Source organism: Solirubrobacter soli DSM 22325 (genome assembly GCF_000423665.1).
Lineage (GTDB): Bacteria > Actinomycetota > Thermoleophilia > Solirubrobacterales > Solirubrobacteraceae > Solirubrobacter > Solirubrobacter soli.
The window spans coordinates 165,433-178,184 of the sequence record NZ_AUIK01000024.1 but is presented as its reverse complement, the minus strand read 5'-3'; the positions used below and the strand labels follow the sequence as shown (position 1 = coordinate 178,184).

Sequence of the window (12,752 nt, the reverse complement as noted above, 5' to 3'; positions counted from 1 at the left end):
CCTCCGAGACGCCGGGCAAGGGTCCGCCCTAGGCTCAACCACCTTGGTCGGATTGTGGTCCCGGCGGTTAGCGGTCCGACGCCACGGCATTCGCGGTGGCGAATGCGGTGACTGACGCGCACGGAGGCGACGGCGCGCTGGTGCCGTAACACGGGGATACCCACGAGATGTGCAAGTGCGCCGCGCATGATGGTGCGCGGCAGGTGCGGGGTGAGCCGTGGCCGGGGTAGCCCTCGTAGCCAACGAACTGGATGGCGGGTACCAGCGGGCAGGCCGGTCGCACGCCTGACGCGCCGCAGGGGGCTGTCCAGCCGAGGTCGCGGGCGAGCGCCCGGGCCGTTGCATCCCACGCGGACTGGTCGACTGGTTCCGCGGGGATGAGGTCGAGGGCGGTGCCGTCGCCGTGGGTGTTGTGGCCGGTTTCGCGGGCGGCTGTGACGCGGAGGTGGTAGGTGCGCAGGATCCAGAGCGCGTTGTCGAGCAAGCGAGCGTCGATCGGCTCGGCAGCCCGGCCGCCGGCCATGGTCCACGCGGGCAGCATCGCGTACGCGCGCGGGGTTTCGCGCCGCTCGGCTTCGTGCAGATTCGCCGGGGTCCCGACCTGCTGTCCTGGTGCACAACCGGCGTTGGCGGGTGCCGTCAGTGCCTGTTCGGGTCGAGCGCTGTACGCGTTGGCGCGTGCGAGTACGTCGGTGACGTAGAGGCTGGAGTGGTTGTAGCCGTAGACGGCGCGCGAGATGTCGCCGTGGGATTGCGCGAGCAGGGTGTGCAGGTAGCGCCCGGCTGACGCGATCGCGTCCGCCGGGTCATACGGGTCGGTGTTTCCGTCTCCGTAGCCGTCGACGCGGTAGGTCTGCCACGTCGAGGGTGGGCCGTCGCGCAGGTTGAACTGCATCGGGCCGGCGCAGCAGCCGACGGCGTTGACGCCGGACTGCACGCCGGGGGCGTGCGAGCGGCCGTGGTCGGATTCGATCGCACCGATCGCGGCGAGGACCGTCCAGGGGACGTGGTAGGCGGCTGCGGCCCGCTGGTAGAGCGCGAGGTAGGGGGCGGGGATCGTCTGCAGCGCCGAGGGAGACGGTGTCGTGTCCGAGCCGGTGCCGCAGTTGGCGCCGGTCAGCAGGGCGGGGATCAGGCTGGCCGCACCGGCCAGCAGCAGCACGGCGACTGTCGCGAGCGCGGCGCTGACGCCGGCGAGGCGCGGGCCGGGGGAGAGGACGGCGCCCACGTCAGATCGGTGGGGCCGGTTGCGACGCGCGGTGGCGGCCCACTCTCTTGTCCGTCGCGGGTTGACGGCCGGGACTGGATCGGCCGACGTCGGCTACCGCGGTCTGGAGCGGGTGGCGCTGGTTGGCTGACCAGTCGAGACGTTGCGTTCTGTCAGCCCGCGTCGGGAACGCGTCCGCTCGGGCCGCCTCGGGCGTCCTGTACAGCCGACGGATCACCGACTGCGATGGCCAGCGAGCGGAGCTGTAGCGAGCGAGCGCGGCACCGCCGCGTCGGCGCGCGTGGGTGCCCGACCAGTCGACCGAGGACGCGACGAAGCCGAAGCGCTCACGCCAGAAGTGGTGCGCTCCGCGAACGAGCTCGCGGGTCCAGCGTGCCCGGGATTGCGGCTTGCAGCGCTGGCAATGGCACGACGCGTGTCCCTTGCCGTCCGCCCCGGACGTCGGCGTGCCGCAGCGCTCGCAGGTGCCGGCGTAGGAGGCCTTGCGGGCCTTCGCCTTCTCGCCGGTGGGGTCGTGCAGGTAGCCGCGGATGGTCGCGGGCGCGCGGTCGAGCAGGTGCGCGATCTGGGCGATCGACCAGTCCTGCTGGCGGTGGTGCTGGGCGAGCAGGACGTTGCGTCGTCGCGTGAGCCGCCGGCTCTCAGGCGGACGGTCCGCCGCGGCGGGATCGGGTGCTGCCTGGGCCATCGTGAGGTGCTTCCGCTCGTGCGTGCCGCTGCCTGCCGCGGCGTTGGACGGACTGATCAGGCGGTGTCGTCGGGCATGCCCACGGGTCCGCCGGGGTGTAGCTGAACCGCCGCGCCGGCGGCGGCGTGCGCGACCTCTTCCAGCGTCCGCGTCGTGTCTCTGAACGGGTTGGGCGAGTCGTCCGCATCGGCTCCGTTGATGTCGTCGGCGGTCGGGTGGGGCACCTGCGCGTCGAGTACCTCGAGCATGGCTTGTTGGAAGCGCGGGACGGGCCCGTGCGCGCCCGGATCGGCGGTCATGAGCGGCATGGCTTCCTTGACGCGTCGGCCCAGCGCGCGATCACGAGCGTGATCTGGATCGCCGGTCGCCAGGCGGGCTCGTACATCTGCACGCTGACCAGGTGCGCGTGCAGATGCTCGATCTGCTCGGCGCGGTCGGCGGGCGCGAAGGCCATCCTGGCGCGCAGCGCGCCTGCCGCGGCCAGGCCAGCCACGCGGTCGCGGCGCGCTGGGCGTCGGCGTTGCCGGGGCGCTCGCTGACTGCGGCACATGCGCTGCGAGGACCGCATGATCAGAGGCTGGGCGCGAGCTTGAGCCCGGCGCCGAGCGGCCATCCGAGGTGGATATTAGGTTGTTCCAACCGGCAATCACGGTGTCCGTCGGACCCAGCCCGCGTCAATTTGACTCACGGCCCGAGCGCAGGAGGGAGCCGACAGCGGGCGCTGGACCGGGAGCGGTGCGCGCAGTGCCGCGCGCCCCCACGGCAAGGCCGGAATCATCACACGCGTCAGCCTGCGCCACCGGGAGCGAATTCACCCGCAGCCCATGCGGAGCGAAACCACTCGAAGGTTCGGCTCAGGCCATCCTCCAGTCCAACCTTGGCACGCCATTCGATATGTCTCGCTGCCTGTTCGGTATCAGCACGGATCGCGGTCACGAACGGTCGATCGACCATTGCTCCGTACTGCGGCTCAACGGCGGTCTGGCTCAGTTCGCTTACAATTCCTACAATCTCGCGGAGGGTGGCGAGCCGCCCCGTCCCGATGTCGACTCGCGCCGTTGGCCGCGCGAATGCCGCCGCCAGCAGGCCATCGACCGCGTCGTCGATGAAGGTCCAATCCAAGGGAAGCACTCCCGCCCCGAAGCGTGGCCTCTCGTTGCGAATCGTCGCCAGCATCAGGTGCGGAACCGCCTTTGTCAGCTGCGTGTCGCCCGGGCCGTAGACCATGAAGAGGCGCGCGCGCACGACCGGAACGTCGCAGATGTGCGCGTAGAACTCGGCGACGCCGGCGGCCGCGGCTTTGGTAGCGGCGTACGGGGAAGCGGCAAGTTCTTGGCCGCCCGGACCAGGCTCGGCCATCGATCCGACGAGCACGACGAACGGCGGGCGACTGAGTTGGGCCGCCGCGTCGAGCACGTTCGCTGTGCCCATGACGTGCACGCCCAGCATCTCGCGCATGAGCGCACGGTCCGGGGCGCCGGTTGCGCGACCTGCGAGATGGAAGATCCCGGAGGGTTCAAGCTCATCCACGAGACGTGACACAGTTGAGGGGTCAGCCACGTCACCGCGCCACCAGCGATTCGCGGGAAACGACTCGGGCCGACGGGAACGCGCGAGCACGTGAACCTCGGCGCCGCCCGCGACAAGGCGCGTGCAAAGCGCCCGCCCCAAGAAGCCGCTTCCACCTGTCGCTAGTATCCGCACGCCCGTAAGGCCGACCTTCACGTCCAACTCCTATCATGATTTCCCTGTCTGGTTCGACCCGATGAAGCGCGTCCTCATCACCGGCGGGTCCGGCTTTCTAGGGCGTCGCCTTGCCACACTTCTGCGGGACTCGTACGAGCCGGTCCTCGCATCGCGAAATCATTCTGCCAATCGGCACGCGGAGATCGCCACGGGCTGCCGGTCCGTGCCTCTTGACGTAACCAACATCGAGTCCGTTCGCGACGTGATCGCTGACGTCGAACCCGGTCTGGTGGTCCACGCCGCCGCGACCAAGTACGTGGGGCTGGCGGAACTGCATCCGATGGAGTGCATCGACGTGAACGTTCGCGGGTCTCAGAATGTCGCGCGCGTTGCGGTCGAGACCAACGTTGAAGCCGTCATCGGCGTTTCGACCGACAAGGCGGCCTCGCCGAACGCGGGAACGTACGCACTCTCGAAGGCCCTGATGGAAAGAGCATTCTGCGGAATGCACGGCAAGCGGGGCACGGAGTTCTCCTGTGTCCGGCTCGGCAACATCGCGTGGTCGACCGGATCGGTGCTTCCGGAGTGGCGTGAGATGAGTCGCGACCCGGGTGTCATCACTTCGACTGGGCCCAACATGAGCCGCTTCTTCATCTCCGCCGACGAGGCGGCCGCCGAGGTTCGCTCCGCGCTGGAGACGCGCGATCAACTTGGAGGCAGGGTCCTCGTACGGCCCATGCGCGCCACGAAGATCTCCGACCTCCTCGAAGTCTGGACCGCCGTGTTCGGAAACCGATGGACCGTCGGCGAACGCCGTGTCGGCGACCGCGACCGCGAGTGGCTTGTTTCGCCGGCCGAGTCATCTCACACGCAGATGACGGAGGTTGCCGGGCGCCCCGGCTACGTGATCTCGTTTACGACGCCGCCAGTAAAATATGCGGTGGCGGAAATCTCCTCGGAGACCGCGCCACGATTCACGCGACCGGAGCTTGAAGCTCTACTCCGAGCAGCCCCTGACGGCTGAGGAACGTGTTCCGGCATGTCGTGATCATGGCCGCCGGACGCGGCGCTCGGATGATGCCGCTGACCGCGGACGTCCCAAAGGCCATGGCTCCCTACCGAGGCTCTACGCTGCTTCGACATAGCCTCGAGGTCGCCCGCCGACAGGTCTCGCTCGTCCATGTCACCGTCGGGTATCGCAAGGCGATGCTTGCCAGCCATGCGATCGAGCATGGCGCCGCCAGCGTGTTCAATACCGAGGGCCAGATGAACGCATGGTGGATACGCAACACATTTCTGAGCTTCCTAGACGAGCCCGTTGTCGTCCTGACCTGTGATGGCATCGGCGAGTTGGACTTGGCAATCATCGCCGCGGAGTACGAGCGACTCAAGAGACCCGCGTGCATGCTGGTCCCAATCGCTCCGGTCGCGGGGCTTGACGGCGACTACATCCGCCACGATCGCAACGGAACCGTGCTCGAGGTCAGCCGCACTGCGGTAACCCGAATGTTCGCCTCAGGGATCCAAGTCCTGAATCCGTCGCGCGTCTGCGCATTGTCCTCAATTCAGGCAGATAACTTTGCCGACGTGTGGCGCGAACTCATCAGCCACCGCGAGCTGAAGGCCTGCGCGCTCTACCCGCGGTGCTGGCGCGCCTTTGACACGGTAGAGCAGCTCCGCGTCGCGGAGTTAGCCGAAGGTTAGGTCGAACGCCAGCTTTCGTGCAGCCAGGAGTTCGACAGCCTCGCGGATGTGTCGGCGGCCGATACGGGGCGACGTCGGATACACCTTCAGGCCGGAAATGGGAACACCGCTGGGTGTCGTGACAAAGTGACGCGTATACGAGTAGACAAAGCCCCCAGCGTTCACATCCATGCGTCCCTGGTTATCCCACACGAAGAAGCGCTTGAGATACGCGTTGCCGGCAGTGACGAACTCCCCCGTCGACGCATCTGAGCGGGTAAGTTCCGCGCCACGCCGATCGTCATCGGCCGTGCCGGGCTCATATAGGCGTACCATCGTCTGGTACCCCAGCGCGTACGGGTTCAGGACTTCCATCTCGAACTGCTGCTCGACCAGGTGTCGGAACAGCATCGCGTTTTCGATGAGGTTCGCCACCGCGCGTCGGTACCCGTCGCGCCCGAGACTATGGAGCGAGCCAAGGGCAGCCAACGGCTTACCCCCGGCGCGCGAAGTTTCCAGTGTATAGTCGACCGGCGATACGACGCTCAACTCGTCCGCGAGTTGGTGGGTGCTGGCCTGCGGTGTATCTCCCTTTCGCAGCCTGACGATGTCGGCCGCGTCATTTGCGATGAACATGCTGCAGTCGATGGGACAGGCACCCGCGCCCTTGTGAAAGTCGACACCCCACGAATCGGCGAGGCTGATCCATTTTGCGCGCTCATATTGAGCCCTGATGGCCTCAAGGCCACGGGGTGACAGGCCCAGCGGATTGGCATCGAAGTCATAGTGACGGAAGAAGAGCCAAACCCACCCCACGACGGAGTCGGCGTGGACATGGGGGACGTATTCGAGCGAATAGTCAGTGACCAGCCGGTCGCGCAGCTCGACGAACGCCGGAATGTCATCTATGGCGTGGTCATACGTCGTGCCGCCGTTGATCAGCAGTGCGGGTACCGTGTTCCCACGTTCGATTGCCTCCCTGAGCAGACGCTCCGCTCGCTTGATGCACGACCGTCGCTCTCTATCCGACGGCAGGATCAGGAGTTCGTCGGACCCGATTCCGAGCCAGTCCGCGGCCGTCGCATGGGAGAAGTGTGCATCCTCGGTGACGGCGAGCCGGATGTTACGAGGACGGCCGCGTCGAACTGACTCGGGGGCCGCCTTGCGCAAGCCGACCTTGATCGCGTAGGCAATGGTCCCAGTCCCGCCAAAAGTGAAGAGCCCGTGTCCGTGACCGGCTTGGACGCCGGCCGCCTCGAGCAGGATCGCGGCGACGGCCTGTTCCGCGACGATGGTGTTTCCGGCCAAACCATCGTTGATGAGGAAGACGTTCAAGTCGAGCGCGACGGCGTAGAGCGCTGAGCTCACCACATTGACAGCGGCCCCGAGGTTGTATTGAAGTTCGGGGCAGCGCCAGTTGACGGCGCCAGGGAAGAAGTCCGACGCGATCTGAGTCACCAGTGCATCAGGTTGCGAGTGCATGTCCGCCGGCAGCGAGCAATAGCGCTCGAGCAACGCTTGATACTCGCCTTTTCCATCCCAGCCCGGCACACGGGGAAGATCGCCATCAGGCATGAGCCGCGCGAGCGCGTCCGACGCGGCCGCACACAACCGGGCCAGCGATCCGGTCGCGTGCCCTCTGGGGAAAAAGCGCTCGAGCTCTTCCTCGGTGAAGAGCGATTCAGCCTGGGGGGCGCGCGACGACGCGCCGCGGCTACGCATTGGCCATGATCCCTTCCTGAGTGCGCCGAGACTCCATATCGTCAGAACACTATTCGTTCGGCCGACAAGACGTGGGGGCTGTTCTTGTGCGCCATGGCCACGCCGACATCAGCGCGTTGGCCGAGCACGGCACGGTGTTCACCGGCGCTCGCTACGACTTCGTGCCGCTGAGTGCCTGCGGTCGAAGAGAAGCGGACGATGCGGGCGCCGCGCTCGCCACGGGCGGCTTCCGGCGCATCGTTTCGTCGCCCTACACCCGGGCACTTGAGACCGCGGCCCGGATTGCCCGGCAGATCGACCTCGAAGTCGTTGTGGACCTCCGGCTTCACGACTGGCTTCCGGTTCGCCAAGGATCCAGTCAGATCACGGAAGGGGACATAGCCGCTAGCACCAGAGCGTACGAAGCCTGTGATGGCGTCCCGTCGACGGACGATCCTGGCTGGGAGTCGAGCGAGCGTATGTGGACGCGCGCGAGCACGTCGATCGCCGACCACACGCAGCAGGGCACGGAAGCGGTCGTGGTCGTCACACACGAGGCGCTCATTCGTGTGCTAGTGGGTGCGGTCGCCGTGCCGACCGGAAGCATCCATCCCGTCACGTGGCCGTTGGTTCGGCCAACCCCGCCCTAGGTGTCTGGGAGTTCGTAACCGAGACGCTGCATGTCGTTTCCCGCGACCGCCGCGAAGATCGCAAGCTCTTCGGCGGGCCATTGGTCCCATTGCGGTTCTCTGGCGCGAAGGTCCTGACGCGACGGCGTCGCGTGTGGCGTCGAAAGCACGCGCGCATCCGGCGACGACTGAGGAAGCCCGAGGTCACGTAGCAGCGCGCCAAACGCGCCGGTGGGATCGCGGCAAAGGGCCTCAAAGCGGATTTCGGCGAACCGTTTGGGACCGATCTGGCGGCCAGCCTCCTCGCATTGCGCGACCATCGACGTCCAGAGTTGCGCTCGGGCGCGAACGTCAGCCCCCGCCCAGTCGTGCCCTCGCTGGTGCGAGCTCTTCAGTGATTGTGCCACCGCCCCGCCGTTGCGGAGCACGTGCACGAATCGGGCGCAGGGAAAGATGGCGTTCAGAAGCGGTGCGCCCAGCCCGTACCAGGGAGTGTGATCGACCAGGGTCGACTGGCACGCTTCCCTGTAGCGATCTGCGAGGACTCGGTCTGCGAACGCACCGGCGTACTCAACGAAGTCACCGAGGTCGACCGGGTCAACTCCCTCAACGACGCGGCCCGTACGCCAACCTAGTTCGTACAGCATGTCGTGCAGAAAGACCAGGAACGTACTCTCGCCAATCGAACGATGATTCGCCCCGGCCGCCAGGAGTTCCCCGACCAGCGTCGTTCCGGATCGCGGACAGCCGACGACGAAGATCGGCTCGGCCGGAGCGTACGTCCGGGAGACTCCATGGAACGCGTCCCACGGGAGCCGCTTGCCCAGCAGGGCGCGGAAGAAGGACTCAGACAACGAACTCCGAGAGCTTGCGAACGGCGTAGGAAGGAGTCACCGCAAGCGCGAATCCGATCCGGATTAGCGCGCGGCCTGTTCGTGCCCCGCTGCGGTCCTCCAGCGATCTGCGCAGCATCGCCTGAGACCATCTCAGGCGACGCGAATCCGTCCACCCACCGTTGATCGACCGTTCATCACGAGCCTCCCGCGACTGAATCCTCGCCGCGGCGGCCTGCTGCTCCCGTAGCCGAAGGGACGTCGAGCTGTTCGGATGCACGCGGTAGCCCCCGACCGACATCGGTAGCCAGCGAATGTCCCCGAGGCGCGCGAGGCGTGCGATGAAATCGAGGTCCTCGACCTGCCCCGGCTCCTGATCGAGTCGCTCGTCAAAGCCGGCGATGGCGCGAACGGCATCCCCACGGGCGAGTGACGAGGAAAGCGGGAACGGCATGACCCGCGCCTGCTGGATCGCCGCTTGCGACGCGTGGCGTCCCATTAGCCCGACCCGGCCAATCGTTCGCGAGTCATCCGCTGTGATCGCCTCCATGGGCGATCCCACGCAGACCACCCGCGGAAACGCCTCAAGGATGGCCACTTGCGCCGATACCTTGAAGTCATACCAGGTGTCGTCGGCGTCGAGCCATGCGACATAGTCGCCCGTTGCGCGACGCAAGCCGTGATTGCGTGCGGCTGCCACCCCGGCTCTTGTCGGGATGCTCACCATACACAGGCGCGAGTCCTCGATCGATGACACGAGAGCATCCGTGTCGTCAGTTGAGCCGTCGTCGACGACAATCACTTCCACGCAGGTGTGGCTCTGTTGCAAGACCGAGTTGACCGCGGCGAGGATGTACCGCGAGCCGTTGTGTACCGGGATCACCACGCTCACAAGCGGCGCGGGTGAGGCGGACGTCTTCCGGTCGTCAAAGTCCGTCATTGCAAGTTCTCGCGGTGCGCCTCGAGAAAGCCGGAGCCGAACAGGCGATCCGGCTCTAGATAGTTGCCTTCCCCCCACTCATTCCAGGCACGCACGAAGATAATCCGCTCGTCGGCGCTCCTGCGGAGCACAAGATCGACCGCGGCGGCGACCTGCCGACCGAATCCTTCGGGGTGCGCTCCGTGGACGACCACGCCGCGGCGGCCAACCCGCGGGGTGTTGTCCCATTGCGGAACGACGCACGGAAAGCTCAACGTGCCCTCGGGATGAAGTCGAGGGAAGCCGGCGCAGCCTGCGTCGTAGTCGAAGACGCGCGGGCCGTTGGGATAGACCGTGGTCGACGTAAGGTGCGAGAAGCCGAAGTCGATGGTCGCGTCTAGGCCGAGACTGGAAGGTGGCCAGGGTCGGCGACCAGGCCTGAAGTGCACCTCACCGGCGAAGAATATGCCCTCCAGACCGGCGTGACGTGCCATTCGCTGCCAGCGCCGCACGAAGCCGCGGAGATCCGGATGCTTCCTCGGACGGAGCACGACGAACAGGGGCCGGCCGCCGATCCTGACGTACCTGGGATCCTCAAACGCGGGAAGCACAGCCGCGAAATGAGCTTCCTCATCCGGCGTGCCTGGATACATCTGGGCTACCAGCATCCGATCCGGCGCGCCGTACCATGTACCGGTCCAGCTCTCATTGGCCCATGCCAAGCAAAACGGAAAGTCGGGCTCGCCCGACGCGAGCACCTCGTCGAACACTTCCGTCAGGATCCGGCGGCCGCCACCGAACCAGTAGTGCCAATAGCAGAAGGCTGAGATCCCGAACGCCCGTGCGAGAGCCGCTTGTCTGGCGCGAATGTCCCTGTCGCGCAAGTCGTAGTACCCCAGCTCCCCGGGGACACGAGGCTGCTCATGCCGAGGGAAGAGCGGGCGCGCCCGCGACACGTTCGTCCACTCGGTGAAGCCTGGCCCCCACCAGCGATCATTTTCCGGGATTGGGTAAAACTGAGGCAGGTAGTACGCGATGGACCGAGTGGGTCGGTCTCCGTCAAGTGACGCGATGGCCATAGGACTCGCTAACCGGGCTTTCGCAGCACGGCGAAACCTTCCCAGCCGTCCTTCACGTACCAGGCGTCACGCTCGAGCGGCGCCCAGCGACGGATTCCGTAGTCGGCGCTGGGCAGATACCCGGCTTCGCAGAAGTAGAGCAGTGACTCGGGGAACCAGAACACGCTGACATGCGTCGGGTCGGCAAACGGCTGCCACCCATGCACGGGACGCGGTTTCCACTCCTCGTCAGAATACCCAATCAGCGGGACGACGATCTCGAAGACGCCGCCGGGCTTGAGCACGCGATGGATCTCGTTGAAGGTCGTGATGCGGTCTGGTCCCGCAGGTATGTGCTCGAGTACATGACTCGCGAGCGCGCGATCCGCGACGTTGTCGTCGAGCGGAATGCCCTCTTGTACGCGCCGCCTCATCTCCCCCACGCCATGCACCGGGTCGAGCTGGAGGTACCCGGCGCGTGGGGCGGTACCCCCACCGATTTCCAGGTGCGTCATCGAGCCTGTCGGTCGGTGATCGCGCGACGCCGGGCCAAGATCCCGCTCCCATAGCGCGCGGTGAGCTGCGTGGCGAACTGCAACAGAGGCCCCGCGCTCCACCACCGTGAACAGTGCCGATAGTCCGCGATCTCCCGGCGGAGCGGTTCGAGATCGGAGCCGAAGTAGGAGGTGTTGGCAGACACCCGTTCAGGGTCGCAAACGCAGCGCAGGAGCACGTAGTTCTTGATCACGTACGTTCGCAGGTCATCCCAGTTGAGCCGACTGGCGACGCCATTCAACCACTCGTGACGCGAGGATGCCGACCGAAACGCCGCCATCTCCCCCAAGTAGGTCGTGCCGTCAAACAGCGCGCGCGGATCGTTGAGCAGGCGACGCGGACTGGTGACGTACCCGGGGGACTTACACCACCCGGTCCGGGCGCCGATGGCATCGGCCCGAAATTGGAGAGGCCAGCCGACGGCCAGGATCTCCGTGCCGTCCACGTGCTGTTCGGCCATGAACCCGTCAACCGCTTCGTAGAGGGCTGCCGTCATGCCGAATCCGCAGTCGGCGACCGGGCGTCCAAACAGCTCGAAGAGGAGCGGGCTGAAGAGAGCCCGCGACTCGTCGATCTGCAGCGCTCGTGTGGTCTCGGGATCAAAGAACACGGTGCCGACTTCGTCGGCATACGCCGCCGCTAAGTCGGGGCACCGCTGCCACAGTTCGGGCTCAAACCAGCCCGAACTCGCGACCAGTTCACAACCGCCGGCGAGTTCCGTCATCACGGAGTCGAGCCAGCCTGCTGGAAACCACGTGTCGGCGTCCGCCGAAATGAGAAACCGCGGCGACCGGATGCCTCGGTCAAGGAAGCTCTGCATGCCGGCCACGCGCTTGCCGACAAGCGTCAGGTCGTCCGTCTGCAACGCTCGGCAATTCACCCGAGCGTACCGCTCGTCGCACTCGGCGACGATCGCATCTGTGTCGTCCGTGCTCCCGCTCGACACCACTACGACCTCGACGTCCCCGGCATCGAACAGCGTACCGTTCGAGCGGGCCTGTGCCACGATGCTGTCGATCGTCGTCGCAATCCAATCGGCCTCGTTGAGTGCCGGGATCACGATGCCCACGACCGTTTGACCGTGACCGGACCGTCGGTCGACTCGGGGCTTATCACCTGGATCCGGAGCCACCCCACTGTCCGCAAGCGCGCGCCGCGCCGACTCCGGACGTTCGCAACCGGCGAGGTAGCGATCAACGCTGTTAAGGTACTTTACGGCGACTTCCGCATGGTGAGGCCCGCTTCGCGGCTCCCACACCTTCGCGGCCGCGCCCAATTGCTCGAGGAGGGTAACGTGCGTTGGGTGTGTCACGTCGAGCGAGTACTTGCTTGCGAGGCGCAGGAAGCGCGTGAGCAGGAGATACGGATCTTCGCCGTCGACAGGCCGAATGAGCGTCGCCACGCGCGTGACGAGCGCGTGACGCGCGTCGAACGGATCCACCAAGTCGCCGCCTGGGAATCGCCACCTGACGCTGTCGAGGTCGAAACAGCCTATCCGGCCAGTGTCGGCCAGCATGTTCACGTCGAGGGCGAGGCCATCGACATTGGCGTCCACCATCAATACTGGGTGAACGAGTCCGATCCGGTAGCGCCGCAACTCGCCTCTGGTCCCACCCCGTGCGAAGATTCGCGCCAAGACTTCCACTGTGGAGGCTACACCGCATTGGATCGCAATGTCGATGTCTCGGGGTGACACGCTTCCGGCCACCAGAAGGGCAAGCGCGGCACCGCCGAATATCTCGAACTGCGACACGCCGGTCGCGGTCGTCACC

Annotated in this window: 14 protein-coding genes; 3 read left to right on the top strand and 11 right to left on the bottom strand. The window is 66.3% G+C overall.

Annotated features, from left to right (window positions below; all coding sequences use genetic code 11):
• Positions 1 to 67 precede the first annotated feature (67 nt).
• The 5 genes from G569_RS58450 to G569_RS0119655 form a co-directional block, all read right to left on the bottom strand.
• Positions 68 to 1,162 (bottom strand): lytic transglycosylase domain-containing protein, encoded by a 1,095-nt coding sequence (locus G569_RS58450; RefSeq protein ID WP_169542198.1) that lies wholly within the window; start codon positions 1,160 to 1,162, stop codon positions 68 to 70.
• A 67-nt stretch (positions 1,163 to 1,229) separates the two neighbouring features.
• Positions 1,230 to 1,916 (bottom strand): hypothetical protein, encoded by a 687-nt coding sequence (locus tag G569_RS0119670; RefSeq protein WP_028064685.1) that lies wholly within the window; start codon positions 1,914 to 1,916, stop codon positions 1,230 to 1,232.
• A 56-nt stretch (positions 1,917 to 1,972) separates the two neighbouring features.
• Positions 1,973 to 2,224, bottom strand: coding sequence for a hypothetical protein (locus G569_RS0119665; protein ID WP_028064684.1), 252 nt, complete (start codon positions 2,222 to 2,224; stop codon positions 1,973 to 1,975).
• Positions 2,212 to 2,409, bottom strand: coding sequence for a hypothetical protein (locus G569_RS49890; RefSeq protein ID WP_037497682.1), 198 nt, complete (start codon positions 2,407 to 2,409; stop codon positions 2,212 to 2,214). Before G569_RS49890 ends, G569_RS0119665 begins: the two co-directional genes overlap by 13 nt.
• 293 nt (positions 2,410 to 2,702) lie before the next feature.
• On the bottom strand, positions 2,703 to 3,641 hold the full coding sequence (locus G569_RS0119655; RefSeq protein WP_169542197.1) for an NAD-dependent epimerase/dehydratase family protein: 939 nt from the start codon (positions 3,639 to 3,641) through the stop codon (positions 2,703 to 2,705).
• A 40-nt stretch (positions 3,642 to 3,681) separates the two neighbouring features.
• On the opposite strand from G569_RS0119655, the gene G569_RS0119650 reads away from it, so the two are divergent.
• Together G569_RS0119650 and G569_RS0119645 are read left to right on the top strand one after the other, a co-directional pair.
• The gene (locus G569_RS0119650; protein ID WP_028064682.1) at positions 3,682 to 4,626 is read left to right on the top strand and encodes a polysaccharide biosynthesis protein; all 945 of its coding nucleotides are present in this window, start codon (positions 3,682 to 3,684) and stop codon (positions 4,624 to 4,626) included.
• A 5-nt stretch (positions 4,627 to 4,631) separates the two neighbouring features.
• The gene (locus G569_RS0119645) at positions 4,632 to 5,306 is read left to right on the top strand and encodes a nucleotidyltransferase family protein (protein WP_211233028.1); all 675 of its coding nucleotides are present in this window, start codon (positions 4,632 to 4,634) and stop codon (positions 5,304 to 5,306) included.
• Here G569_RS0119645 and G569_RS0119640 read toward each other — a convergent pair.
• Complete coding sequence (locus tag G569_RS0119640; RefSeq protein ID WP_028064680.1) at positions 5,292 to 7,007, bottom strand: hypothetical protein; 1,716 nt, start codon at positions 7,005 to 7,007, stop codon at positions 5,292 to 5,294. The genes G569_RS0119645 and G569_RS0119640 overlap by 15 nt on opposite strands.
• Positions 7,008 to 7,027: 20 nt before the next feature.
• On the opposite strand from G569_RS0119640, the gene G569_RS0119635 reads away from it, so the two are divergent.
• On the top strand, positions 7,028 to 7,636 hold the full coding sequence (locus tag G569_RS0119635) for a histidine phosphatase family protein (RefSeq protein ID WP_084285251.1): 609 nt from the start codon (positions 7,028 to 7,030) through the stop codon (positions 7,634 to 7,636).
• On the opposite strand, the gene G569_RS0119630 is transcribed toward G569_RS0119635, so the two are convergent.
• The 5 genes from G569_RS0119630 to G569_RS0119610 are packed head-to-tail and all read right to left on the bottom strand — an operon-like array spanning position 7,633 to position 12,751.
• Complete coding sequence (locus tag G569_RS0119630) at positions 7,633 to 8,469, bottom strand: sulfotransferase family protein (protein ID WP_028064678.1); 837 nt, start codon at positions 8,467 to 8,469, stop codon at positions 7,633 to 7,635. The genes G569_RS0119635 and G569_RS0119630 overlap by 4 nt on opposite strands.
• Positions 8,462 to 9,388, bottom strand: a complete 927-nt coding sequence (locus G569_RS49885) for a glycosyltransferase family 2 protein (protein ID WP_053226676.1) — start codon at positions 9,386 to 9,388, stop codon at positions 8,462 to 8,464. The genes G569_RS0119630 and G569_RS49885 overlap by 8 nt, the downstream gene beginning before the upstream one ends.
• Positions 9,385 to 10,446 (bottom strand): glycoside hydrolase family 99-like domain-containing protein, encoded by a 1,062-nt coding sequence (locus G569_RS0119620; RefSeq protein WP_028064677.1) that lies wholly within the window; start codon positions 10,444 to 10,446, stop codon positions 9,385 to 9,387. The genes G569_RS49885 and G569_RS0119620 overlap by 4 nt, the downstream gene beginning before the upstream one ends.
• 8 nt (positions 10,447 to 10,454) lie before the next feature.
• Entirely contained in the window at positions 10,455 to 10,940 is a 486-nt protein-coding gene (locus tag G569_RS0119615) for a methyltransferase domain-containing protein (RefSeq protein ID WP_028064676.1), read from the bottom strand.
• Positions 10,937 to 12,751 (bottom strand): glycosyltransferase family A protein, encoded by a 1,815-nt coding sequence (locus G569_RS0119610; RefSeq protein WP_169542196.1) that lies wholly within the window; start codon positions 12,749 to 12,751, stop codon positions 10,937 to 10,939. The genes G569_RS0119615 and G569_RS0119610 overlap by 4 nt, the downstream gene beginning before the upstream one ends.
• Between the last annotated feature and the right edge of the window lies 1 nt (position 12,752).